The sequence below is a fragment of the Flavobacterium sp. B183 genome (assembly GCF_023539155.1).
Taxonomy (GTDB): domain Bacteria; phylum Bacteroidota; class Bacteroidia; order Flavobacteriales; family Flavobacteriaceae; genus Flavobacterium; species Flavobacterium tructae.
The window spans coordinates 2,228,716-2,253,519 of the sequence record NZ_CP097434.1; the positions used below are offsets into that span (position 1 = coordinate 2,228,716).

The 24,804-nt window shown below is 36.5% G+C and carries 20 protein-coding genes and 1 pseudogene; 9 read left to right on the forward strand and 12 right to left on the reverse strand.

Annotation, left to right across the window (positions count from 1 at the left end):
• Window positions 1-4 precede the first annotated feature (4 nt).
• The 4 genes and pseudogenes from M4I44_RS09815 to M4I44_RS09830 all read right to left on the reverse strand — a co-directional run bounded on the left by M4I44_RS09815 (window position 5) and on the right by M4I44_RS09830 (window position 5,798).
• Window positions 5-928 carry a type IX secretion system membrane protein PorP/SprF gene (locus tag M4I44_RS09815; RefSeq protein ID WP_017498640.1) on the reverse strand — a complete coding sequence of 308 codons (924 nt, stop codon included), beginning with the start codon at window positions 926-928 and terminating at the stop codon, window positions 5-7.
• A gap of 58 nt (window positions 929-986) precedes the next feature.
• Window positions 987-1,850 (reverse strand): gliding motility-associated C-terminal domain-containing protein, encoded by an 864-nt coding sequence (locus tag M4I44_RS09820; protein WP_249967177.1) that lies wholly within the window; start codon window positions 1,848-1,850, stop codon window positions 987-989.
• Window positions 1,851-1,943: 93 nt separating this feature from the next.
• Window positions 1,944-2,501 (reverse strand): annotated as a pseudogene (locus M4I44_RS22615) (hypothetical protein); the annotation flags it as partial.
• 24 nt (window positions 2,502-2,525) lie between these two features.
• Window positions 2,526-5,798, reverse strand: coding sequence for a hypothetical protein (locus M4I44_RS09830; protein ID WP_249967179.1), 3,273 nt, complete (start codon window positions 5,796-5,798; stop codon window positions 2,526-2,528).
• Between the two features lie 549 nt (window positions 5,799-6,347).
• Here M4I44_RS09830 and M4I44_RS09835 point away from each other — a divergent pair.
• On the forward strand, window positions 6,348-6,977 hold the full coding sequence (locus M4I44_RS09835) for a DUF4230 domain-containing protein (RefSeq protein ID WP_089077124.1): 630 nt from the start codon (window positions 6,348-6,350) through the stop codon (window positions 6,975-6,977).
• A gap of 246 nt (window positions 6,978-7,223) precedes the next feature.
• Here the strand turns inward: M4I44_RS09835 and M4I44_RS09840 are convergent, their stop codons facing one another.
• The 7 genes from M4I44_RS09840 to M4I44_RS09870 all read right to left on the reverse strand — a co-directional run bounded on the left by M4I44_RS09840 (window position 7,224) and on the right by M4I44_RS09870 (window position 15,153).
• Window positions 7,224-8,981, reverse strand: a complete 1,758-nt coding sequence (locus M4I44_RS09840) for an aromatic amino acid hydroxylase (RefSeq protein ID WP_249967180.1) — start codon at window positions 8,979-8,981, stop codon at window positions 7,224-7,226.
• A gap of 140 nt (window positions 8,982-9,121) precedes the next feature.
• Window positions 9,122-9,562, reverse strand: a complete 441-nt coding sequence (locus tag M4I44_RS09845) for a hypothetical protein (protein WP_017496684.1) — start codon at window positions 9,560-9,562, stop codon at window positions 9,122-9,124.
• Between the two features lie 107 nt (window positions 9,563-9,669).
• Complete coding sequence (locus M4I44_RS09850; RefSeq protein WP_249967181.1) at window positions 9,670-10,056, reverse strand: group III truncated hemoglobin; 387 nt, start codon at window positions 10,054-10,056, stop codon at window positions 9,670-9,672.
• 141 nt (window positions 10,057-10,197) lie between these two features.
• Window positions 10,198-11,442, reverse strand: coding sequence for a threonine ammonia-lyase IlvA (gene ilvA, locus M4I44_RS09855; RefSeq protein WP_026110012.1), 1,245 nt, complete (start codon window positions 11,440-11,442; stop codon window positions 10,198-10,200).
• Between the two features lie 322 nt (window positions 11,443-11,764).
• Window positions 11,765-12,304 (reverse strand): DUF4136 domain-containing protein, encoded by a 540-nt coding sequence (locus M4I44_RS09860; RefSeq protein WP_017496687.1) that lies wholly within the window; start codon window positions 12,302-12,304, stop codon window positions 11,765-11,767.
• Between the two features lie 129 nt (window positions 12,305-12,433).
• Entirely contained in the window at window positions 12,434-14,410 is a 1,977-nt protein-coding gene (locus M4I44_RS09865; RefSeq protein WP_017496688.1) for a urocanate hydratase, read from the reverse strand.
• 566 nt (window positions 14,411-14,976) lie between these two features.
• Window positions 14,977-15,153 (reverse strand): DUF5522 domain-containing protein, encoded by a 177-nt coding sequence (locus M4I44_RS09870; protein ID WP_165830187.1) that lies wholly within the window; start codon window positions 15,151-15,153, stop codon window positions 14,977-14,979.
• 113 nt (window positions 15,154-15,266) lie between these two features.
• Between M4I44_RS09870 and M4I44_RS09875 the strand changes: the two genes are divergently transcribed.
• The 5 genes from M4I44_RS09875 (at window position 15,267) to M4I44_RS09895 (ending at window position 21,511) form a co-directional block, all read left to right on the forward strand.
• Window positions 15,267-15,608 carry a hypothetical protein gene (locus M4I44_RS09875; protein ID WP_249967182.1) on the forward strand — a complete coding sequence of 114 codons (342 nt, stop codon included), beginning with the start codon at window positions 15,267-15,269 and terminating at the stop codon, window positions 15,606-15,608.
• Between the two features lie 3 nt (window positions 15,609-15,611).
• Window positions 15,612-16,508: a 1-aminocyclopropane-1-carboxylate deaminase/D-cysteine desulfhydrase gene (locus tag M4I44_RS09880; protein ID WP_249967183.1), complete on the forward strand. Its 897-nt coding sequence runs from the start codon at window positions 15,612-15,614 to the stop codon at window positions 16,506-16,508.
• Window positions 16,501-17,397 carry a glucosaminidase domain-containing protein gene (locus M4I44_RS09885; protein ID WP_249967184.1) on the forward strand — a complete coding sequence of 299 codons (897 nt, stop codon included), beginning with the start codon at window positions 16,501-16,503 and terminating at the stop codon, window positions 17,395-17,397. Before M4I44_RS09880 ends, M4I44_RS09885 begins: the two co-directional genes overlap by 8 nt.
• Before the next feature lie 88 nt (window positions 17,398-17,485).
• Window positions 17,486-18,772 carry a glutamate-1-semialdehyde 2,1-aminomutase gene (hemL, locus tag M4I44_RS09890; protein ID WP_249967185.1) on the forward strand — a complete coding sequence of 429 codons (1,287 nt, stop codon included), beginning with the start codon at window positions 17,486-17,488 and terminating at the stop codon, window positions 18,770-18,772.
• A 264-nt stretch (window positions 18,773-19,036) separates the two neighbouring features.
• Entirely contained in the window at window positions 19,037-21,511 is a 2,475-nt protein-coding gene (locus M4I44_RS09895; protein WP_249967186.1) for a zinc-dependent metalloprotease, read from the forward strand.
• A gap of 49 nt (window positions 21,512-21,560) precedes the next feature.
• Here M4I44_RS09895 and M4I44_RS09900 read toward each other — a convergent pair whose 3' ends face one another.
• Window positions 21,561-21,995, reverse strand: coding sequence for a hypothetical protein (locus M4I44_RS09900; RefSeq protein WP_017496695.1), 435 nt, complete (start codon window positions 21,993-21,995; stop codon window positions 21,561-21,563).
• 241 nt (window positions 21,996-22,236) lie between these two features.
• Between M4I44_RS09900 and M4I44_RS09905 the strand changes: the two genes are divergently transcribed.
• The 3 genes from M4I44_RS09905 to M4I44_RS09915 all read left to right on the forward strand — a co-directional run bounded on the left by M4I44_RS09905 (window position 22,237) and on the right by M4I44_RS09915 (window position 24,769).
• Window positions 22,237-23,160: a DUF4274 domain-containing protein gene (locus M4I44_RS09905; protein WP_249967187.1), complete on the forward strand. Its 924-nt coding sequence runs from the start codon at window positions 22,237-22,239 to the stop codon at window positions 23,158-23,160.
• Between the two features lie 78 nt (window positions 23,161-23,238).
• Entirely contained in the window at window positions 23,239-23,655 is a 417-nt protein-coding gene (locus M4I44_RS09910) for a hypothetical protein (protein ID WP_249967188.1), read from the forward strand.
• A gap of 88 nt (window positions 23,656-23,743) precedes the next feature.
• Window positions 23,744-24,769 carry a 2-hydroxyacid dehydrogenase gene (locus tag M4I44_RS09915; protein ID WP_249967189.1) on the forward strand — a complete coding sequence of 342 codons (1,026 nt, stop codon included), beginning with the start codon at window positions 23,744-23,746 and terminating at the stop codon, window positions 24,767-24,769.
• The last annotated feature ends 35 nt before the right edge of the window (window positions 24,770-24,804 follow it).

The following is a 24,804-nucleotide window of genomic DNA, read 5'->3' on the forward strand; positions in this document are numbered from 1 at the left end:
AATTTTAAAAGAAACGAGGGGTTGTCATTCTGCTTTGTTTTCGGATAAACTCAAAACGCAGGAATACTTCATGCGAACCATTACTGTAATTGTTTAGTTTTGAAGATTCAAGATCATAACCGTAACCAATGTACATACCGTCTGTAAGCTGAAAACCGGCCATGGTACTGAAAGCAGCATCCCATCGGTAGGCGATTCCAACCATAAATTTATTGTTGAACATAAAATTGGCGGAGGCATCCACCTGCAACGGCGCACCTTGTGTTATTTTTGTAAGGATTGCGGGTTTGAATTTTATATTATTGTATGTACTCAAATTGAATACATATCCTCCCATTAAGTAGTAATTAATTTTATTTTTGAATATGGCTACTTCATTATTGTCATAATAATTGGTCACTATAAAATCCGGTGCCGATAAACCGATGTAAGCTTTGTCAGAATGCCAATAGACTCCGGCTCCTATATTTGGAGATATGACATTATTTAAATTTTGTAAATGAGGATCGTTCAAATCTGAGGGATTGAGCCTGCTAGTGTCCAGATTAAAAAGACTAACTGTTCCTTTAAGTCCGAATGAAAGTTTAAAATTATCGGAAGTCTGAACCGTGTAGGAAAAGTCAGTCGATAAAGAGTTTTTATCAGAAGCACCAATTTTGTCATTTACAAGAGAAACACCGATACCTAAATTACTGTCGTTTATAGGGGCATTAATTGAAAAAGCGCTTGTTTTTGGAGCTCCTTCAAGGCCTACCCACTGTGCGCGATACAATCCAAAAATACTTATCGTACCTCTTGATCCGGCATAAGCAGGATTAATATTTATGGTATTGTACATATACTGCGTGTATTGGGCATTTTGCTGAGCCGCTATATTTATTACATTGAAAAGCAATAAGAACCTTAAAAAATTTAAACTCTTTTTCATTTGTATATTTATTTTTTAATGAAATTTCTTTGGGAAAGGACTATGATTTTTTTTTGTTTTATCTCAAAGTAAGATGTAGGTATCCACTTTTTTCTGTCATCAGCGCACCGTTTCCATAGGAAAGCACATAAAAGTAGGTTCCTGAAGGTAATCCTGCTTTTTGGTTTACGGTCGCTCTTCCTTCAGAAATTCCACGAAAAAGATTATTGTTTGCACCATAATTAGTAGTTTCAAACACGATGACTCCCCAGGGATTATATATGGTTACCGAATTATTTGGATACCGTTCCAGACCTCTAATTTCGAAGTAATCATTTTTGCCGTCTCCATTTGGTGAAACCATATTGAAAACAATTACCTCCGGATTTGTAATGCCCGCCTGCGCTCTATTATTAAGTGGATTATGATCTTCAGGAGTTGAATTTTCCAGAAAAGCAATGTTCAGGTAATCCCCTGTTGCTTTTACTTTTGCTGTTATGGTCAATGTTTCTGTTTCATGGGCTAACAATTCAGATAAATTCCAGATTCCGGTTGTGATACTATAATCTCCTGAAGAAGTTTTGGATGAGGTATACATATATCCTGACGGAAGTATATCTCTAATTTGAACATTGTTGAAATTATTTCCTCCCAGATTTTCAGCAGATATGGTAAACACGACCTGCTGACCGATGTTAGCCATTGGATTATTTACTGTTTTTCTTAACTCAATATCTGCATCTTCACTAGGCTTTAAACAGGACTCCACCTCTATAGAAAAATTAATACTTACAAGAGGATTGCATCTAGCTTCATCAATATAATTGACCTCTACAGCCCCTTTTCCGGCATGATTCCACAAAACCGTTACAAAATCATCTGAATGTTGACCTCCATTTACGATAGTGCCTTCATTTGAAACGAGCCAATTGTAAGAGGACATTCCGGCCACGGTAGTGTAGGTTACTTTTTCTGAAATACAGACCGAGGTAAGCCAGTCAGGATCTTTATCAGGAAGATCATTTTTAACAATTACAGTAACGGCTAAACGATTTGTACTCTCACATGTACCTGTCTTTGCTGCTGCGTAATAAGTTTTACCATCAATTAATAGTGTTGAGGGCGGAATTATATTTCCTCCTGTTAAGGCATCGTACCAGATAATACCGGTTCCGGAAGCTGCTAAGTCTGCTACCGTAGCGTTTGTTGCTGCACAGAATTGTTGCGTAGCAGCCCCAGTTGGTGTTACTGGATCACTGATGCTAACGGTTACAGCTAAACGATTTGTACTCTCACATGTACTTGTCTTTGCTGCTGCGTAATAAGTTTTACCATTAATTAATAGTGTTGTGGATGCAATTATATTTCCTCCTGTTAAGGCATCGTACCAGATAATACCGGTTCCGGAAGCTGCTAAGTCTGCTAACGTAGCCTTGCTAGCTGCACAGAATTGTTGTGTAGCAGCACCCGTTGGTGTTTTAGGATCACTGATGCTAACGGTTACAGCTAAACGATTTGTACTCTCACATGTACCTGTCTTTGCTGCTGCGTAATAAGTTTTACCATCAATTAATAGTGTTGTGGATGCAATTATATTTCCTCCTGTTAAGGCATCGTATCAGATAATACCGGTTCCGGAAGCTGCTAAGTCTGCTACCGTAGCGTTTGTTGCTGCACAGAATTGTTGTGTAGCAGCACCCGTTGGTGTTTTAGGATCACTGATACTAACGGTTACAGCTAAACGATTTGTACTCTCACATGTACTTGTCTTTGTCGCTGCGTAATAAGTTTTACCATCAATTAATAGTGTTGAGGGGGGAATTATATTTCCTCCTGTTAAGGCATCGTACCAGATAATACCGGTTCCGGAAGCTGCTAAGTCTGCTACCGTAGCGTTTGTTGCTGCACAGAATTGTTGTGTAGCAGCACCCGTTGGTGTTTTAGGATCACTGATGCTAACGGTTGCAGCTAAACGATTTGTACTCTCACATGTACCTGTCTTTGTCGCTGCGTAATAAGTTTTACCATCAATTAATAGTGTTGAGGACGGAATTATATTTCCTCCTGTTAAGGCATCGTACCAGATAATACCGGTTCCGGAAGCTGCTAAGTCTGCTACTGTAGCGTTTGTTGCTGCACAGAATTGTTGTGTAGCAGCACCCGTTGGTGTTTTAGGATCACTGATGCTAACGGTTACAGCTAAACGATTTGTACTCTCACATGTACCTGTCTTTGTCGCTGCGTAATAAGTTTTACCATCAATTAATAGTGTTGAGGACGGAATTATATTTCCTCCTGTTAAGGCATCGTACCAGATAATACCGGTTTCTACAGTAATTAAGTCTGCTACAGTGGCTTTAGCGGTAGCACAAAATTGTTGAGTAGAATTTCCTGTTGGAGTTGGCAGGCCTCCAAGTTTAATATTGATAGATTCGGTGAAATAACACCCACCTAAAGAATTAATTTCTACTTTGTAGGTTCCAATTTGCGCTGCTGTTACATTATTGATATTTAATTCCGGGGAAATAACTTCCGTTCCATCAGGTAATGTCCATTTTATAGAATTTACGGGGCCAATCTGTACTACAGATAGTTTGATGTTTCCTCCTATACAAACAGCTCTGTCTCCACCATTTATTAATTGTGAAAATGAACTTCTTAAAATCAGAGGCTGTAAAACTTCATAGCAGACTGTTTTTGCTTTTACAATATAATTTCCCGCTGTCAGTCCTTTAAATACAGGACTTGATTGTCCTGTTGTTGGGAAATCGGAATCTGTTTCTTTTTTTATAAAGTAAGTAATACTTTCTGAAACATTGTTTACTTTGGTATGAAGATCCCCTGTTGTATTTCCTGAACAGACAATTCCGCCGGATTTAGATAAATCAAACGCAGGGAAATTAGGTTGAACATCTACAAAAGCAGTTTGAGTGTTTTCAATTAATTCGCTTTGCAAGAGAGGTCTTCCGCCTATAAATTTTCTGGCTATCCCTATTTCATATTTTCCTGCTATATCCTGAAAAAATGAAAAATTACTGATTCCCTCTTTTAAAGAATTAGAACCTAAAATGGCATTAAAAGTTCCCATGCCTGCAGGTCCACTGACAATCCCGGGGAAAATTTGGTTATTTCCATAAAAACTGGCCAATGTACTGTTTATTGCGCCTGTACCGACAGCTGATACTTTTATAGTTACATTTTTGTTATAACGATCACATCTTGAGGCGTCCGGATTAAAACTAACGTTGGTGATTTCAATTTTTGTAAAATAACTGTCTAAAACCACTTGAAATTCTTCATCAAAACAAGCCGAATCTTTTATTCTTATGGTATAAGTTCCTGGAAGTAATTCATTTCCTAATCCGAAAATAGGTTCTTTGTAGGTTACTGCCAATGGTGACGGACCGTTTACAAGGCTTACGGTAACTTTACCTTGCAAGCCTACATAACCGGGAGTGGCCATAGGAGGATATACCGCCAGTGCACATTTACCAAAAAACGTAGCACTTGGTCCTGTGAAAAATTGTATTTTGCCTTTGATGTCTTTATCGGGAGCAAAATAATTGGGATCAATAAAAACATTTTTAGGATCAGTAATAACAGGTTTTTTAGAAAAAGTGTTTGAGGTATTGTTCGTAAAAGAGTAAGTTGTTATTTCGATTCCTGTATTATCTGTTACTTTTATAGTGTAGCTTTTACCAATATTTAGTTTACAAATTTCTAAATTGTTTATGCCTGTAATAGTATAAGTGTTTTTGATACCTGTACTGTTGTCTGTTACTTCTACGGTATAAGGCAGACAGCCACCCTGATCTTTAGGTACGTTTTTTAGCAGAACTTGTCCCGTGTCATTGCAATTGGTATTCAAAGGGTCATCTTCGATACTGAATTCAAAATCAGTAAACGGTCTCACAATCCCTATAGCTGATGCTCCATAATCCAGTTCAACAGTTTTTGTTATGTTGCAATAGGTTGCGCTCAAACGGACAATACCCCATTTGGAACGATCTGAAGGCATTGCATATTTCTTCTTTACATCAGTAAGAGTCAGATTGTCATAAACATCCCAACCTGATCCGTTCTGAATCTCTAATTTGTAAATAAAATTCGGAACCCCATAAAGAGCAGGAAGAGTATTAAAATAAGCGCCGCCAGTACTTACCGCTAATAATCCGTTTGGAAGGGTAGCACTGCTAATACCGGAACAGACATCATTTGGAGTATTATAAATTAAATCAACAGCATTAATGGTTCCTTTATCAAGGTTAAAATTCTTAAGAACTTCATTTGGCGGAAGATTCAATACGGTTACAGGTGAAATTAAAGTACCGCAATGATCTATAGCCGAAACTTTATATTGACCACTTGGCATACCATTAAGTTTGACGATACCGGTTGCTGTTTGTACACTTCTTACAACGGTACCATCTGAAGCATTTAGCAAGTTAACAGTATAGGGAGGGTTTCCTTTTTCGACGTTAATAGCAATATCCCCCAGAGGATTAGGATCTGATGCACAGTAAGTATAATTTTTTGCGGTAAAAAGTCCAATAGTTGGAGAAATAGACGAATAGGTACTGCCTACCTTTATGGTAGTTGCAGCTTTTATAAAAGTATTGTTTTCGTAATACCCATAGAAATAATCTCCCGCCTCTAAGTGCGTAATTAGAGAAGTTGAAGACGCAATAATATTTGCCGGATCATAAGGAGATTTTGCAACAGCATAGACTATAGGTTCAGAAACATTTTTAACTGTGATCGTAATTGTACCATCAGCTCTACCATCACCAGTACAGGAAGCATCTGTTGCAACGGCAGAAATTTCCTTTTGGGCAACTGCAGCTAAAGGCAGTAAATAGAAAAGTACATTTAGTAATTTTAAAAATTTCATAGTAAGTCCGTTAAATTGTGTTTTTGGAATTTGGATGTAGTTAAGTTTAGAAGGATGACAATTCAGAAGAAAGCACTAAAAATTTCTTTTAACTCAATAATGAAATAGGTAGTGCCTTCAAAGCTGAATTGATGGGCGTCATCTTCTATCTTCATCTTAACTTAATGCAAAGGTATTTTGGACAATTGAGATAAATAATTCAGATTTAATAATCGGATTATTAATGATATAACTGGTTGTTTCAAGTAACACTTGATTGGCTAAAAGTGCCCGTGTTTTAGATTTTGGCAGGAACAAAAATCCAGATATAAGTTAAAGATTACAAATATTTGATCTACAGATGGTAAGTGTGAAATTTTTGGATGAAGATTGAAATCGTATACAGAGCATAAGTCCTAAAAGAGCATTAAAATCCAAAATAAAAGACGATTCGCTTTTGAGAAATTAGCTTTAAGAAGTAGCACATCAATGAATCTGAAGAAAAAAACCTTACCCAAATTGGGGGCATTTTTGAAAAAAAGGAGTAATTTGGTTTAATAAATGGATAGAATGCAAAATTTAGTAAAGAGAATAATAGTTTTAGGTGTAGCTGTACTTGTCATAGTGCTGGCTTTCAAATATTGTGAATTCAAAAAAGACGACGATTCAACGATTGATTATAATACCAATCTTATTCAGCAGCAAATTTTAAATGTTGGTAAACTGGTAGTTACCGAAGGTCATTTTTCGGAAGTTATTACTTATAAAAACCAGCAGAAGTATTTAATGGACATGGTTTCTTTTGAGAAAAAAGCACTTGTAGTGGTAAACGCAAATGTTACTGTAGCCTATGATTTGCACAAAGTGAAATATGATATCGATGAAAAAAACAAAACGATTACCATTTTAAATATTCCAAAAGAAGAAATCACCATCAACCCTGATATACAGTTTTATGATGTTGAACAAAGTAAACTGAATCCATTTACGGGTGACGATTACAACAAAATCAACAAATCGGTAAAAGCAAATCTGGCCAAAAAAATAGAGAAATCTACCTTAAAAACAAACGCTCAAAACCGATTGATCAGCGAATTATCAAAGATTTTAATCCTTACCAACTCCATGGGTTGGAAACTGCAATACAACGGAAAAACAATCCAGTCTGAAAAAGAGTTTAGCGAAGACTTGAAGCTTTGATTTTTTTTAGAGGTACTAAGGGGCTAAGACGTTAAGGTTCTGAGGTTTTTTCAATATTGTCATTTCGGGCGGAAGGAGAAATCTTCGTAAGAAGCTTGACAAAGGTTGGATTTCTCCCTTCGCTCTAAATATTATAAAAGCACAAAATCCGACAGGTTTTTAAAACCTGTCGGATTTAATATAATTGTTTTAAAAACTTAGCACCTTAGTATCTCAGAACCTTAGCAACTTAGAATAACTTCTAAACTAAACCGCTTCTTTATCAAAAATCAGATCTAAGCCTCCAGAAATCAAATGTGCCACTTCAGGGCGTTTTTCTTTTAATTGATCCAGATGAACCAGAACTTCCTGTAAAAGTTGTTTCTCATTTGAACGCTCCAAAAGCTCGACGATTTCCACAGCCAATAACCAATCATTAGGATGAGATTCTTTCAGTTTATGAAATACAGTGATTAACTCAGTTGTAGCACTTTTATTTTCTCTGGTCAGGCGAACGGTTTGATAAAGGATTTCCAGATCGTCACGTTCGGCAGTATGTTGTGCTTTTATAGTAGTTGTTTTGGGTACGGTATCGATCAGATCAAAACTATTCACATCAGCCGGACCGGAAAAAGCCGAAACCACTTTTTTACCAATTGCCATATCATAATTTCCCCATTCAGGCTGAAACAAAATGGTTTCGCCATGAGTTACAGTACAATTTCTGAAACTAATTAAAATGATTTCGCCGTGTAAATTTCTCGAACCGGTAATGATTTCACCTTCTACAATAATATCACCTTCAAATTCTAATCTTACAGTTTCATTTTCTACGATAGAGTAAGCCTGTAAATCTTTAGGGCTCATGTCTTCGATTGCTAAATTGAAGCCTTTTAGTTTTCCAATCGGACTTCCAAATCCATGAGGATGCGTTAGCGTTCCGTGACCAACTAATTCTTTTTCACGGTAGGATAAAGCTGTTTTTCCAGTAGTCTGAATGTAGATAGGTTTTCCTTCATCTTCCAGAACATTGGTAAAAACACCTGAAATCTGTAAACCGGTACTCAACTCAATTGTTCCTAAAGCATTGGAATGAATTAGTTTTTGTATACCGGAAAGACCTCCTGTTCTCAAAGCCATTTTATTGGCAAATTCTTCTAAAACCAAACTCAAATAGGAAAAATTTGGTGTTACAAAAAGTTGAGGTTGTAATTGTGTAATATCAAAGTTTTGATTGGCTGCAGAGATGTTATAAGGGATTTTCTTTACATTATCCGTCATGCACCAAGCGCTCTCCCCAATAGAGGATAGTAAGCCCGCGCCATATATTTTCGGATTTTCAACGGTTCCGATTAAACCATACTCTACTGTCCACCAATGCAGGTTTCGAATTTGTGCCATTTCAGACAATTCGCCCATATTGTTTTGTAAATCGGCAACTGCTTTCTCCGCTTCGTCTATTTTTTCCTGAGGCGTATCTTCCGCTTCTTTCAAAATAGAAAGTAGTCGAATCGCTTCATACATCTGGTAATCTTTATGAGATGAAATAGCTTTACAGCCAATTTCTCCAAAACGTCTTAAGTACTCCGCATATTCAGGATTAGCAATAATAGGGGCGTGTCCTGCACCTTCATGAATAATATCCGGTGCCGGAGTATATTCGATATGTTCCAGTTGACGAATATCTGAAGCAATAACCAAAACGTTATAAGCCTGAAATTCCATAAAAGCGTTTGGTGGAATAAATCCATCCACCGCAACAGCTGCCCAACCAATTTCAGTCAGAATTCGATTCATTCCGTACATACTTGGAATAGAGTCAATTTCGATTCCGGTTTTTTTCAAACCATCTAGATAAGAATGATGCGCAACTTTTGAAAGATAATCTACATTTTTACGCATTACATAGCGCCAAACAGCTTGATTAATTGGTGTATAATCACCATAATCCTGAGGTTTAATAAATTGCTTTAAATGTTTAGGCAATCGCTCTAGTAACGGGTTTGTTTCAATACTTGCATTCATTTCGAAAACGTTGTAGATTAGAATGTAAAATTACGGATTTACAGTGCTAATTTTTGCTATTTATATCAATTTTTTTATCCGAAATGTTTTTTAATTGCATTTTTCGTGACTTTTCCCAATAAGAAAAGAAAGCTTATCTTTTAGCAATCATTGTTTTCGTAATTAACTTTCTCCAGTTTTTTTTCGTACGATTCAATGTCTTTTTTAGACATACTGGCTTCTTTTAGTACCACTTTTAATTGTTTTTTAGTGTCAGGGCTTATCCATAAGCCACTAAAATTGGTACCTTCTTTCGTTAAAATCATCATGCCTGAGAATCCATGCTCTACAAGCGCGAACTGATTTTCGTTTTTTGTGTTTTGCGTAATATTCAGCTGAATCCAACCTCCTGATTTGTCATAACGATAGATTGAAGTGTACATGAGGTCGGCTGTACAGGGATTTTCTTCCGCTTTTATATAAAAAGTGACATTTATTTTTCCATCAATTGTTCCTTTGTATAAAGTGTTTTTTGAGGATTGTGCCTTAGTAAAATTTAAAAATAAAAGAGAGAACAAAAAAGAAAGTAATATTTTTTTCATGTGTAAACGCAATAGTAGGTTGGTTAGGATGATTTTATTTGGATTTAAAAGTACGGTATATTTTAGTTAAGGCAAACCGTAAAATCAGCTTATTATCAATTAAAAAATTAATGATTTTCAGGATTTCTGAAATAGTCAATTTTATAATTGAACATATATGCCATGTTGGCTGCTCTCATTTTTGCTTCTTCGGTAATAGTTCCTGAGAAAAGTCCATCGATAGAAGTGTTAAAAAGCAGTACCCAGCGGTCAAAGTGGGTTTTATCTACTGGTAGTTGTTTGTGTGGAGGAAAAGGGCTTCCTGAATAGGCGCGTACATCAAATAAAATAGTTTGCCAGAAACCGTACATTTTTTCTAAATGCTCCGGCCAGCGATCCTGGAGTTTCTCATTGAAAATCGGTCCCAGTAAATCGTCTTTTCGCACTTTACCATAAAAGCTGTCCACCATTAATTTTATATCTTCTATGTTTGAAATGTCTTTAAGCGTTGCCATGTTTTTTACTATAAATGAAAGACAAAAGTACGATTAACTAATTTGTGATCGCTGATATTTATCATTTCAGATTGTTTGTGAGTTCGATTGAAAAGGTTTTATTGTAAAAATAGACAGTTTTAAATCACACACTTTTTTACATTATCCGATCATTTGTGTAAATAGATCCTGACGGTCATTTAAATATTGAAACTCAAATCCGTTTTTGGTCATATTCATTTTAATCGCCAGTATGTCTTTCTTGTTTTTTAGTTCTAAACCAACGACTACTGAACCCACTTCGCGGCTGTTTTTCTTAGCAAATTGGAAATAAGTAATATCATCATCAGGGCCTAAGATGTTGTTTACAAATTCTTTTAAAGCACCCGGACGCTGTGGAAACTGAATCATGAAATAATGCATCAGACCTTCATACAGTAAAGAGCGCTCTTTTATTTCGGCAGTTCTTTCAATGTCATTGTTGCTACCACTCACCACGCACACTACTTTTTTGCCTTTTATTTTATCCTTATAAAAATCTAAAGCGGCAATAGTCAGAGCTCCTGCAGGCTCTACGACCATGGCTTCTTCGTTATACAAACGCAAAATCGTAGTACAAACTTTTCCTTCCGGTACCAGAATAATATCGTCTAAATTTGTTCGGCAGATCTCGAAAGTTTTGTCACCCACTTGTTTAACAGCAGCACCATCCACAAATTTGTCAATTGTTTTTAAAGCCGTGTTTTTATTTGCTTCAATAGAGTTTTTCATTGAAGGGGCTCCTTTGGGTTCGACACCAATAATCTTTGTATTTGGGCTCAGTTGCTTAAAAACTTCAGACAAACCTGAAGCCAGCCCACCGCCACCAATGGGAACAAAAACGTAATCAATAGGTTCATTGTAACTGTCCAGAATTTCTAATGCTACAGTTCCCTGACCCGCAATAACTTTATCATCGTCAAAAGGATGAATGAACGTTTTTTGATTTTCGGTTGCATCTGCTGTAGCGGAAGCATAGGCATCATCGAAAGTATCTCCGGTAAGTACAATTTCAACAAATGATTTTCCGAACAATTGTACCTGTTTGACTTTTTGTTTTGGAGTGGTTTTAGGCATGTAGATTTTACCTTTTATTTGCAAAAGATGACAGGAGTAAGCTACGCCCTGTGCATGATTTCCCGCGCTGGCACACACAATTCCGCTTGCTTTTTCGGTTTCGGTTAACGAAGAAATCTTGTTGTAAGCTCCTCTGATTTTATACGATCGAACAATTTGTAAATCTTCTCTTTTTAATAAAATAGTTGATTTAAACTCGTCAGAAAGATTTAAATTTTGGGTGAGTGGAGTAGCGGCAACCACATTTTCAAGTTGCTTTTGAGCAGCAAGTACTTCGTTAAATAAATTCATAAAGATTAAATTGTTTTTTGCCAAAGATTAAAGGATTTAAAAAGATTTTTAATCTGTGAAATCTGTGGCAAAATGTTTTGTACTATATTTTTTTTAAATAAAAAAAACCTCCCGTTTTGGGAGGTTTTATAAATTGTATTTTGTTTACTTATTTATACATTACCTCGCCATTATTGCTGAATTGCAATAATAGTAATAGCGATAATAATGTTATTTAAGTTTTTCATTTCAGATAATTGAATCGCAAATGTATTAATTATTTTGAGAAGATTTCAATAACTTTTTTTAGTTTTTGTAAAAAACTGAAAACAGAGACTGAAAACTACTTTTTAACCGGAGGGTATTGTGCCAGAATTTTAGATACAAACTCGGCAACCTTTTCGTCTTTTTTAGCAACGTTTTTGGTTAGCGTTCCAACACCTTCTCCTTGCCAGATCATTTCTTTTTTCTTAGCATCAATCAAATCAATGAATAAAGTTCCTTCGGTAGAAGTAGAAACGGTAGTTTGATTTCCTCCGTACATCATGTAAGGATTCCATCCCCATCCCCAACCGTAACCCCAGCCGGCACTAAATTGATTTACATTGACTTGTTCTCTTGCTTTAGTGAAAATATTAACTAATAAATCGGGGTTTTCGCTTTTGGTAAAACCTTTGGCCTGCATTTGATCATCGATGGCACGTAAAATACGTCTTTTATCCAAATCAGATATTTCAACCTTGTCAATTCCGGGCTTGAAGAAAGCATACGTTTTGTAAGAGGCAAAATTTACGTTTTTGTCGTAATCAGAGTAAACGCTGACTGTGCTGCATGATGCTAGTATTAAAAGCAAAAAAACGGGTACTAATTTGAATGTTTTCATATGTTAAAAATTTAATGTTCTCTTTGATCTGCCTGACTGAGCACAGCCCATCAGATGGAGCATAGCTCTGTCAGACTGAGCGGAGTCGAAGTCTCTTTTTTTCAACTCCGCTCAGCTTGACATTACTATCTAAAATAGATTTTCATCTACTATATTAGGTAAAGTCACTTTTAATAGAGGCTGAACTTCCATTGCTCTTTTTATCGCAAAAATAGCCTCGTCATTTCTGGCCCAGCTTCTTCTTGAAATTCCGTTGTTAACATCCCAAAAAAGCATTGAGGCTAAACGTTTTGAAGCCTCTTTAGATCCATCAAGAACCATACCAAAGCCACCATTTATAACCTCTCCCCAGCCAACTCCGCCGCCATTATGTATAGAAACCCAGGTTGCCCCTCTAAAGCTGTCTCCAATCACGTTTTGGATGGCCATATCAGCTGTAAAGCGTGATCCATCGTAGATGTTAGAGGTTTCTCTGTACGGAGAATCTGTTCCCGAAACGTCATGATGATCGCGTCCTAAAACAACGGCTCCAATTTCACCTTTGGCAATCGCCTGATTGAAAGCCTCGGCAATTTTAATTCGGCCCTCAGCATCGGCATATAAAATTCTGGCTTGTGAACCCACAACCAGTTTGTTCTCCTGCGCGCCTTTGATCCATTTAATGTTGTCCTGCATTTGCTGCTGGATCTCATTTGGAGCTGTTTGAGCCATTTCTTCTAAAACCTGGCTGGCAATAGCATCTGTTTTCTGCAAATCTTCCGGTTTTCCCGAAGTACACACCCATCTAAATGGACCAAAACCGTAATCAAAACACATTGGTCCCATGATGTCCTGAACATAACTTGGGTATTTAAAATCAATATTATTTTCGGCCATTACATCGGCACCTGCGCGCGAAGCTTCTAATAAAAAGGCATTTCCGTAATCAAAAAAGTAAGTCCCTTTTGCAGTGTGTTGGTTAATCGCTTTCGCCTGACGACGTAATGATTCCTGTACTTTTTCTTTGAACAATTCAGGATTATTAGCCATCATTTCGTTAGCTTCTTCAAAAGAAATTCCAACTGGATAATAACCTCCTGCCCAAGGATTGTGAAGAGAAGTCTGGTCTGAACCCAAATCAATTTTGATATTTTCTTTGTCGAAGCATTCCCAAACGTCTACTACATTTCCTAAGTAAGCGATGGATACCACTTCTTTATTCGCTTTTGCTGTAAGGACTCTTTTTACCAGTTCTTCTGTCGAAGTTACAATTTCATTGATCCAGCCCTGCTCGTGGCGAATCTTGGTGATTTTTGGATTTACTTCTGCACAAACCGTGATACAGCCAGCAATATTTCCGGCTTTTGGCTGTGCGCCCGACATTCCGCCAAGTCCTGAAGTTACAAAAAGATTTCCTTCCGGATTTTGTTTGATTTTTCTAAAACCGTTCAAAACCGTAATCGTTGTTCCGTGAACAATTCCTTGTGGTCCTATGTACATATAACTTCCCGCAGTCATTTGTCCGTATTGCGAAACACCTAAGGCATTCATTTTCTCCCAATCATCCGGTTTCGAATAATTTGGGATCACCATTCCGTTTGTTACAACAACTCTTGGAGCTTCCGCATGCGACGGGAACAATCCCATCGGGTGGCCTGAGTACATGGTCAAAGTTTGCTCGTCTGTCATTTCAGACAGGTATTGCATCGTGAGTAAATATTGTGCCCAGTTTTGAAAAACAGCTCCATTTCCACCATAAGTAATCAGTTCATGAGGATGTTGTGCTACAGCATAATCCAAATTGTTCTGAATCATGTGCATGATGGCTTTTGCCTGCAATGATTTTCCCGGATATTCGTCAATTGGTCGGGCATACATTCTGTATTCCGGACGAAAACGGTACATGTAAATACGTCCGTAAGTTTCTAATTCTTCTGAAAACTCCTGAATTAATTCCGCATGGTGCTTGGCGTCAAAATAACGCAGGGCATTTTTTAAAGCTAGCTTTTTTTCTTCTGCTGATAAGATTTCTTTTCGCTTTGGCGCATGGTTAATCGCTAAATCGTATGTTGCCTTTGGGGGTAATATGGTAGGTATTCCTTGTTGTATTTGTTCTTTGAAAGTCATTTTTTTATAAGGTACTTAGTTGCTAAGATTTAAAGTTGCTAAGATAATTTAGCAAGATTAGCAACAGATTAAATTTTTTGTTTTTTTTAGATTATATCGCCCCGCTGGGGCTGAATTTCTGATCGCTAATTTTATTTTTATAAATATAGCACTCCTTTGGAGTTGCTCTAAGCCTTGGAAAGGCACTATGTTTATAGAAAACAATACGATCATTTGGTAAAAGCTCCGGAGGAGCGAAATATTGCCAAAGAATATTCGATTCAAAAAATAATGATCTCATTTTCAAATTTGCACATTTTCGAACTAAAAAAAACTAAGGATAACGGATATCCGACCTGTGATAGGATTTGTGGATGGTAATCCTAAATTTTCGAAACAGAATATCCATTTATAGATTTTTAGATTGTTAGACTTGCTTAGATTGTTAGATTTTTTTAAAGTGAATCTAAGTCTTGTAATTTTTACAATTGTTATTTATTTTATTGGCTTCTTGTCATTCTTAGATGAAGATGATTAGGATAATCTAAGTAGTCTAAAAATCTAACGATCTAAGAAGTCTAAAAGAATTATTTCCTTATTTCCCCTGTTCGTTTGTCAAACCCATACGGACAATGACGACAGCCGCTTTTACAGCAATAACCACGTTTTAGGTGGTGTTTTTCAGTAAAGCATTTATAACCTTCGGGGGTATAGTAAAAATCTTCCCCTTCGATTAATTTATTTTCATTACTTTGCTCCTTCATAAATCTGCATTGCGTTGGTGTTCTCCATTTTTTAAAATCAAAAATAATTAATAGATTGTGACTTTAATGAAATTGAACAATTTTCATCTACAAATTTATAAATTTTACAGCTAATGTTTCTGATTGTTGCTAAATATTTAATTCCAAAAGGGTATCGGGGAATGGCTGTGTTTCCGTTTGTGATTTTAAAATATGATGCAGATAAAGCAAATGCTGTTTTTGTCAATCATGAAAAAATTCATCTTCGGCAGCAATTGGAATTATTGATTCTTCCGTTTTATATTTTGTATGTTTTTGAATATGCAATTCGGCTGCTACAATACAAAGACAAAGAGCTGGCCTACCGGAATATAAGCTTTGAGAGAGAAGCTTACGCCAATGAAACTCATCTTAATTATTTGAAAAACCGATCTTTTTTTGGCTTTTTGAATTACTTAACTTTAAAACACCATTAGATTTTGAATCAGGAAATCCAAATCGCTTTTTCAAAGGGTATTACGCTGACTATAAAGCGGGAAGATTTAATTCATCCGTTTGTTTCAGGAAATAAATTCAGGAAACTGAAATACAATTTGCTTCAGGCGAAAACCGAGCATCAAGAGACTCTGTTGACTTTTGGCGGAGCTTTTTCCAATCATATTGCTGCAGTTGCTTATGCCGGAAAAGAGAAGGGTTTTAGAACGATAGGAATTATTAGGGGAGAGGAACTTTTTGATAAAATTGAAGAAAATCCGACATTAAAATTTGCTCAGGAAAACGGAATGCAGTTTGAGTTTGTGACGCGGGAAGAGTATCGGCATAAAAATGAAGATTCCTTTATAGAAAAACTGAAAGATAAATTTGATGACTTCTATTTAGTACCAGAAGGCGGGACAAATGAACTGGCTGTAAAAGGATGTGAAGAGATTTTAACTGAAGAAGACGCCATTTTTGATTTCGTTTGTTGCGCGGTAGGAACGGGCGGAACGATATCGGGATTGATTAATAGTGCGTTGCCAAATCAGAAAATTTTAGGATTTCCAGCGTTAAAAGGTGACTTTTTAACCGATGAAATTCGTATTTTTGCAAAGAAAGATAACTGGGATTTAATTTCTGACTATCATTTTGGAGGTTATGGGAAGGTAAATTTGGAATTAATTGAATTTATCAATACTTTTTTTGAAGAAACTAAAGTGCCTTTGGATCCAATTTATACGGGAAAGATGGTTTTTGGCGTTATAGACTTAATACATAAAAATTACTTTCCTGAACATTCAAGAATATTATTGATCCATACCGGCGGATTGCAGGGAATTGCGGGGATGAATATTAAATTGAAGCAGAAAAAATTACCAATACTTAAAAGCAATGGTTAAAAAAATATTAGCACTTTTAATTCTGGCAACTATAGTAGGCTGCTCTTCAAGTAAACCTACTATCGCGACGACCAAAAAAGCGGCGGCGGTCCAGAGGCCCAGAGTGGCAACAACCAAAAAGCCAACTTACACCAAACCAATTGGCAAAAAATACCCTTCTACAAATAATACAACTGAGGTTATTCAGTCTACTTCAAAAACAGTTGTAACCAGCGATTTAATCAATAATTATATTTTACAGTACAAAGATATTGCAATAGGCAATATGCAGAAATACGGCATTCCTGCAAGTATCATTCTGGCACAGGGAATTTTAGAATCCGGTGCAGGAAAAGGAGATTTAGCCCTGGAAGCCAACAATCATTTTGGAATTAAGTGCCATAAAGACTGGCTGGGAGAAAGTGTTCGTCATGATGATGATTCTGCTCAGGAATGCTTCCGAAAATATACAGAAGCTGCAGAATCTTATAGAGATCATGCTTTATTTTTGGTTGGCAAAAATAGATATGCGACTTTGTTTACTTACGAAAAAGACGATTATAAAGCCTGGGCAAAAGGATTAAGGGCTGCAGGTTATGCTACAGATCCCAACTATCCGGATAAATTAATTAGCTATATCGAACGATACAATTTGCATCAATACGATTGTCAGGTTACCGGAAAAAGCTATAAACCTTTTGAAAAATCAACTCCGGTAAGAAGTTCTTCTGTTTCTCCTAACACTCCTTCCTCTTCTAATTCAAATGATCCGAATCTATATGAAGTGCAGAAAGGAGATACCTTGTATTCGATTTCAAAAAAATTCAATGTATTGGTTGATGATTTAAAACAAAAAAATAATCTTTCGGATAACGCGATTTCGATCGGACAGAAGTTGAGAGTGAAATAGTGTTTCGTCTCAGTAACAGTTTTCAGTTTTGGTTCGAATTCGTTAAAATCTAAAATCTAAATTCAGAAATCTAAAATCTAAAATCATAATGATTTATAAAAGAAGTAGTCAGCTTTTTGCTGAAGCAGAAAAAGTAATTCCGGGAGGAGTAAATTCACCGGTAAGAGCATTTAAAGCGGTTGGTGGAACTCCAATTTTTGTAAAGAGTGCCAAGGGTGCTTATTTGTATGACGAAGACGGAAATAAATTAATCGATTATATCAATTCATGGGGGCCAATGGTCTTAGGGCATGCTTTAAAGCCAGTTGTGGATGCGGTAATCGAAAAAGCAAAACTGGGAACTTCATTTGGTATGCCAACGGAATTAGAAACGGAGATTGCTGCTTTAGCGGTTTCTATGGTTCCGAATATTGATAAAATAAGATTTGTAAATTCAGGTACAGAGGCTTGTATGAGTGCCATTCGTCTGGCTCGCGGATTTACAAAAAGAGATAAAATCATAAAATTTGCAGGCTGTTACCACGGACATTCTGATTCATTTTTGATTCAGGCGGGAAGTGGTGCCGTGACATTCGGATCACCAAACAGCCCCGGAGTTACGGAAGGAACTGCAAAAGATACTTTATTGGCAAAATACAATGATTTAGAGAATGTAAAAACTTTAATCGAAGCTAATAAAGGCGAAATCGCTGCTATTATTATCGAAGCTGTTGCCGGAAATATGGGATGTATCCCACCACAAAAAGGTTTTCTGGAAGGCTTAAGAGAATTGTGTACGGCAAACGGAATTTTACTGATTTTTGATGAGGTAATGACAGGCTTCCGTCTGGCTCGCGGAGGAGTTCAGGAATTGTACAACATCAATGCGGATATTGTGACTTTCGGAAAAGTAATTGGTGGAGGTTTACCCGTAGGTGCTTTTGCAGCCCGCGAAGAAATCATGAATTACTTGGCACCGCTTGGCCCGGTATATCAGGCAGGAACATTGTCAGGTAATCCTCTGGCAATGGCTGCAGGTTTGGCAATGTTACAGGCGCTAAATAATGATCCGGCAATCTTTACTCGTTTAGAAGAAAAAACAGCTTATCTAGAAGCTGGAATCGACAGGGTTTTAAAAGCCAATAATGTTGTTTTTACCATCAATAGAGTAGGATCGATGATTTCTGTTCACTTTGATGCAAACCCGGTTGTTGATTTTCAAACTGCTGCGAAAGGCGATAATGAAACGTTTAAGAAATTCTTCCACGGCTTGTTGCAAGAAGGTGTTTATATTGCGCCATCGGCTTATGAAACCTGGTTTATTACAGATGCGCTAACTTATGAAGACCTAGATTTTACAATCAATGCGATCGATAAAGTTTCGAAGACTTTTTAAATCTTAGAAATTTAAAGTATATATTTTTTTTTCAATCGAAGGCTCAGTTTTTTTAGTAAAGCTGGGTCTTTTTTTTATTGTAGTATTCAGTCACGGTTTTCAGTCGCATTTCACATTTTACATTTCACAATATTCGGTCTCGTTTTGCAGCTTAAACATTAAAATCACAAAGTAGTTAATGAAAAGTTAATAAAAAGGTTTTCCGTCGTATATTCAGGATAAAAATTATTTTTGTTTATTAAATAACCATTAAACCTGCAGTAAATGAAGAAATTTCTCATTTTAACTACAATAGCGGCATTTGTGCTATTTCCCACCTCTCAATTTGCACAATCAAATAAGAAAAAATCTAAAAAAGACGAATCGGCAGCTGCCCCGCCGGAGAAAAAACCGGAGTCAGCAATTAAAGACTACAGCAAGGTAATCACCAAAGACGCTATTTCTGATGACGGACTTTTTAAAGTACATAAAGTCGATAAAAAATACTATTTCGAGATTCCGAATAAATACCTGAACAAAGACATGCTTTTAGTGAGCAGGTTATCCAAACTGCCTTCTAATTTGGGTGGCGGTTATGTAAATGCAGGATCAGAAACTAATGAACAGCTAATTGTTTGGCAGCGTTTTCAGGATAAAATTCTCATCAAGTCAAAATCATACAATGCCGTAGCCAATGATACTTTGCCAATCAGTATTTCGGTGAAAGCAAATAACTACGAACCTACTTTGTTTGCTTTTGATATTGTTGCTTTTAGTAAAGATTCGGCCAACACTGTTGTGGATGTTACCAAATTTTACAGTACTGATGTTAAGGCTATCAGCGGAATATCGGCAGAAATGCGTGAAATGTATAAAGTAAAAGGACTTGATGATTCGAGAAGTTTTATTAATACCATCAAGAGTTTTCCGATGAATATCGAGGTAATTCAGGATATGACCTATAATGCTTCAAAACCATCGATGCTGGAAGATACAGAATCGATTAGTATTCAGATGAACCAGTCGATGATTTTATTGCCTGAAGTGCCAATGAAACCAAGGTTAGCAGATGCAAGAGTAGGTTGGTTTACCGTAAGTCAGTACGATTATGGAAGTAATGAACTAAAATCAGATCTTAAAACCTACATTCGTCGTTGGAGATTGGAGCCAAAAGATCCGGAAGCCTATGCAAGAGGAGAACTGGTTGAACCGGTAAAACCTATCGTTTACTATTTGGATCCTGCGACTCCTGAAAAACTGCGCAAGTATATCAAACAAGGAATAGAAGAATGGCAGAAACCTTTTGAAACAGCAGGATTTAAGAATGCAATTATCGCAAAAGATGCTCCGACAAAAGAAGAAGATCCTGATTTTAGTCCGGAAGATGTTCGATATTCTGTTGTTCGTTATGTTGCAAGTACCACGAGAAATGCAGTTGGTCCGAGTGTTTCAGATCCAAGAAGCGGTGAAATAATCGAAAGCGATGTGATTTGGTACCACAATCATTTACGTTCGTACAGAAACCGATATTTACTAGAAACCGGAGCAGCAAACCCAGCAGCCAGAACTTTACAAACCGGCGACGAAGAAATGGGAGAGATGATGCGTATGGTTATCGCTCACGAAGTGGGTCATGCTTTAGGTTTTCCGCATAATATGGGCGCAAGCTGTGCCTATGACGTAGAAAGTTACCGAAATGGTGATTTTACCCAGCAAAACGGAATTTCTGCCAGTATAATGGACTATGCGAGATACAATTATATCGCACAGCCGGGAGATAAAAATATTCGTTTTATTCGTAAAATGGGGGCTTACGATCACTATGCTTTAAACTGGGGATACAGAGTAATTCCAAATGCAAAATCTCCTCAGGATGAAAAAGCAACTCTGGACAAATGGATTTTGGACAAAGCTGGAAATCCTTTGTATAAATTTGGAAAACAAAGTAGTGCTTTTGACCCTACTTCGCAAACCGAAGATATTGGAAATAATTCAATGAAAGCGAGTACATATGGACTTAAAAATCTGGAATATGTGGCAGCCCATTTAAACGAATGGACGAGTAACGTGACCAATAATTATGAAGATCTGGACGAATTGTATAAAGAAATGCTGGATGTTTGGAGCCGATATGTAGGTCATGTGGTGACGAATGTTGGCGGAGTTTATGAAAATACTAAAAATCCAAATCAGGCAGGAAGTGTTTATGAAGTAGTACCGAAAGCGAAACAAATTGAAGCAATGAACTGGCTTCAGACCAATGCTTTCGCATCACCAACATGGATCGTAAATGTGACAACTTTAAAGAATACGGATTTTGCAGGTTATGCAGAAAAATTCAGAAGCTTACAGGTAAGACAGCTGAATAGTTTGCTTAGTATTGGACGTATCGGTAGATTGGTAGATAATGAAATTCTTGGAGGGGACACTTACAAAGCACTGGATTTATTAAGAGATACACGAAAAGGAATCTGGAAAGAAGCCGCAACACCAGGAAATGTTACGATTTACAGAAGAAACCTGCAACGCGGCTATATTGATCGAATGGGAGCTTTAATGACAGAAGAAATTAAGCCATCTGACAGATCAACGGTGTATTATAATGTGGGACAATCTGATGTTAGAGCGCTGGTTCGCGGAGAATTGAATGCATTAAGAAGTACACTTTTAGCAGCAAAAGCAAGACCTGTAAATGCAGAAACCAAATACCATTACGAGGATTGCATTAAGAGAATTGACTTAATTCTTAATCCAAAATAAGAACTTCACAAAAAAAGAGGCTTTTAAGCCTCTTTTTTTGTGAATAAGATTAGTTATTATCTTTTCTGTCTTTCATTTTTTCTTTTGCTTTCTCTCTTTTTTCGTCTTGTATAGAGGTCCATTTTTTGTACTGGTCAGCATTCAGTATTGATTTCATTTTGGCATCATTAGCCGTTTTTTCATCCGCCATTTGTTGTTTAAAAGCTGCTTTCTGCTCTGTAGTTAGTTTTGTACCATTATCTTTTCTGTTTTTACGGTCTTCTCTAAACTTTTCAGCGTTAGCACTTCTGTCAGCCAGAAGCTGTTTTATCTGAGTCTGCTGATTGGCATCTAAATTTAATTCAGAAGTAAGTTTTTTTAACTGTCTGTCGTTGCGTTGTTCCGGAGTTAGTCGTTCTCTTTGTGGTTGAACAGACTGATCCGCTTCTTGTGCAAAACTCGCTATTCCAACGAATAAGAAAGCTGCGATAATTAATTTTTTCATGAGGTACGTTTTTTAATTGTTTATAGCATTTAGACTTTATAGGATAAAAGAGGTTTAACGAGATTGTTGTAATTATAGTTTATTTAACAAAACTAGCCGTGAAAAAGGTTTACGGTTTGGTCTTTAGTATTTTAATAAAGGTTTTGTCAGTCTATGTTTTTTATCATGTTTTTATAAGAAAAGGTTAATTAAATTTGTTTTCATAATAGAAAGAAGAGACACTTATCATCAGAATCAAAAAATGGAAGAATTATTTAGCAAAAAAAATAAAAACCGGGTTTTAAAAGCGATAAACGGAGAGATGTCCTATCAGAAGTTAACTGCAGCAGAATGGCATCAGTTTGTTCAAAACTGGAATTATGATGATGGGATCGAACCTTTTGAGTGGATTATCAAACAAAAAACACTTGATAAGGGAACAGTTCTTTGTTTGTATTGGCTGTTGCAGCCCGATTATTTTAGCAGGTTTAAAAGTGAAGATGAGGCAAGAGAAGATTTGTATTTCGAGCAATATAAATTATTGAAAGAAATCGAAGGAAGGTATACAACAGGTTTTTATCAGGACGAGAATTTTTCGTTTGATCCCAAAGAAAGTTTTGTGGATGAAAATTCCAATCTCGAAGGTATTCCGTCTGAAATGTTGACTAAGACAAAAGGAGTAGCTTTCGAACGATTAGATATTGAGTTTGCTTTTTTAAGAAATCCGAACGAAAAAGAGCTGAAAACGATTGCCAGCCGCATAGCAGATGCCATAAAGATTATTCAGCTTTCAAAAACCGATTTTGTTTACGATAATACAGATACGGCAGTAGACGCCATTGTTGAAAGTGTCGAATACTGGAAAAACAATGAACTAGGGAAGATCAAAATTAAAAATCTGTCTTATTTATGGATGGATTGTATGCATAAAAAACACAATTGGGAGTGGATTGTCTGGGATTGGGAAACCGGAAATAATCTGGGCGTCACAAATAGTACAAAAGAGTTGACCTGTTTGGCGGATACGATTATCAATCATACCATAGACGGATTTCAACCTGCTTCGATCATTTCTGATTTGTACAAAGAGATGAAGGGAGTAAATAATTTTTATGATCTAAAGAAAGATCCTTACAGCGGAATCGGATTATTGTTTAGCACCGATCATTTGAAGTTTAGAGGATAACAAGCAGAAAGGATTTTTTGGCTAAAAAAGAGAGACGAAGAGATCGTTTGGTTTTTCAAAGGGTAACATTTTACACATATGGGATTAAGAAAAATTACAGTTGAAGAGAATGTTTATTGGTACAAAAGCGTTACTAAATATGCACTTGATATAGAAGCGGCAACATTTGAAATAACGATATTCCTGGAAGGGCATAAACAAACTCCATTGAAAATCAGTTTTGTTACATGGGAAGATTTGTATGCTGGAAACCCTTTAAATACCGGAGTAGTGTTAACCAGAGTATTTGATAAAGAAACCGAAAGCGTCAATTTAAACCGGCCAAAATATATCAGAGAATGCATTTTATACGGATTGAAAAAGGGATGGAATGGTGGCAATAAAGTAGCAGTTATAGATGGTTTAGAGATTCTTAAAAGTTTAGGTTATGATGTTTCGGGTCTTTGCCCAAAAGACGGATTGGTTGTTGCACATGGAAAAGAATATTTAAAGTAAGTTGATTTTTCAGGATCAGAAGTTACTTCAGAAGAATTGTTTAATTTAGTAGAACAGGAAGTTAAAAATCTCAAAAATAGTAATCAAGATGAGTTTAAAGGATACAGTAAATACAAATAAAATAGCTTTTTTTTCAACGCAGCCTTACGATAAAACGTTCTTCAATAAATACAATGATGCTTTTGGGTTTGAATTGGATTTCTTTGAGACACAATTGAATCCTCAAACAGCTGCATTGATTGAAAAAGCATTGATTGTTTGTGTTTTTGTGAATGATATTGTCAACGAGGCTGTATTGAAGCAATTGGCAGAAAAAGGAGTGAAAATTATTGCTTTGCGTTGTGCGGGGTTTAATAATGTTGATTTGAATGCCGCTAAAAAGTACAATTTAAAAGTTTGCCGCGTTCCGGCTTATTCGCCTCAGGCTGTTGCGGAACATGCAATGGCGATGATTTTAGCGCTGAACAGAAAAACACATAAAGCTTACAATAGAGTTCGGGAACAAAATTTTTCACTAAATGGTTTATTAGGATTTGATTTGTTTGGGAAGACCATCGGAATCATTGGAACAGGGAATATCGGGAAAGCTTTTGCAAAGATTGCGATAGGATTTGGTTGTAAAGTTCTGGCGTATGATATCGTAACAAGCGCAGAAATGGAAAAAGACGGTGTTCGGTTTGTTTCGTTGGACGAGATTTTCAAATCCAGTGATATTATCTCCTTACATTGTCCTTTAAACGATCAGACGAAACATATTGTTAACAAGGAGTCTATTATTTTAATGAAAGACAGCGTGATGATCATCAATACCAGCCGTGGAGCTTTGATTGAAACAGCGGCTGTTATCGAAGGTTTGAAAGAAGGTAAAATAGGCTATTTAGGAATTGATGTTTACGAACAGGAGGAGAAATTATTCTTTAGAGATCTTTCTGCTGATATTATTCAGGACGATGCGATTCAGCGTTTGATGAGTTTTCCAAATGTATTGGTGACGGCACATCAGGCGTTTTTTACCAATGAAGCCCTAACACAGATCGCTTTGGTTACCTTTAACAATATAAAGTCTTTATTGACAGAGAATGATATTGAAAATAAAACTGCCTTGTTAGTTTAAATTGAATCACAAACCCAACAGGTTTTCAAACGGAA

Coding starts and splice junctions, on each gene's coding strand:
- M4I44_RS09815 (WP_017498640.1), bottom strand. CDS start 928: ATGAAAAAGAGTTTAAATTTTTTAAGGTTCTTATTGCTTTTCAATGTA.
- M4I44_RS09820 (WP_249967177.1), bottom strand. CDS start 1,850: ATGTCCTCTTACAATTGGCTCGTTTCAAATGAAGGCACTATCGTAAAT.
- M4I44_RS09830 (WP_249967179.1), bottom strand. CDS start 5,798: ATGAAATTTTTAAAATTACTAAATGTACTTTTCTATTTACTGCCTTTA.
- M4I44_RS09835 (WP_089077124.1), top strand. CDS start 6,348: ATGCAAAATTTAGTAAAGAGAATAATAGTTTTAGGTGTAGCTGTACTT.
- M4I44_RS09840 (WP_249967180.1), bottom strand. CDS start 8,981: ATGAATGCAAGTATTGAAACAAACCCGTTACTAGAGCGATTGCCTAAA.
- M4I44_RS09845 (WP_017496684.1), bottom strand. CDS start 9,562: ATGAAAAAAATATTACTTTCTTTTTTGTTCTCTCTTTTATTTTTAAAT.
- M4I44_RS09850 (WP_249967181.1), bottom strand. CDS start 10,056: ATGGCAACGCTTAAAGACATTTCAAACATAGAAGATATAAAATTAATG.
- ilvA (WP_026110012.1), bottom strand. CDS start 11,442: ATGAATTTATTTAACGAAGTACTTGCTGCTCAAAAGCAACTTGAAAAT.
- M4I44_RS09860 (WP_017496687.1), bottom strand. CDS start 12,304: ATGAAAACATTCAAATTAGTACCCGTTTTTTTGCTTTTAATACTAGCA.
- M4I44_RS09865 (WP_017496688.1), bottom strand. CDS start 14,410: ATGACTTTCAAAGAACAAATACAACAAGGAATACCTACCATATTACCC.
- M4I44_RS09870 (WP_165830187.1), bottom strand. CDS start 15,153: ATGAAGGAGCAAAGTAATGAAAATAAATTAATCGAAGGGGAAGATTTT.
- M4I44_RS09875 (WP_249967182.1), top strand. CDS start 15,267: ATGTTTCTGATTGTTGCTAAATATTTAATTCCAAAAGGGTATCGGGGA.
- M4I44_RS09885 (WP_249967184.1), top strand. CDS start 16,501: ATGGTTAAAAAAATATTAGCACTTTTAATTCTGGCAACTATAGTAGGC.
- hemL (WP_249967185.1), top strand. CDS start 17,486: ATGATTTATAAAAGAAGTAGTCAGCTTTTTGCTGAAGCAGAAAAAGTA.
- M4I44_RS09895 (WP_249967186.1), top strand. CDS start 19,037: ATGAAGAAATTTCTCATTTTAACTACAATAGCGGCATTTGTGCTATTT.
- M4I44_RS09900 (WP_017496695.1), bottom strand. CDS start 21,995: ATGAAAAAATTAATTATCGCAGCTTTCTTATTCGTTGGAATAGCGAGT.
- M4I44_RS09905 (WP_249967187.1), top strand. CDS start 22,237: ATGGAAGAATTATTTAGCAAAAAAAATAAAAACCGGGTTTTAAAAGCG.
- M4I44_RS09910 (WP_249967188.1), top strand. CDS start 23,239: ATGGGATTAAGAAAAATTACAGTTGAAGAGAATGTTTATTGGTACAAA.
- M4I44_RS09915 (WP_249967189.1), top strand. CDS start 23,744: ATGAGTTTAAAGGATACAGTAAATACAAATAAAATAGCTTTTTTTTCA.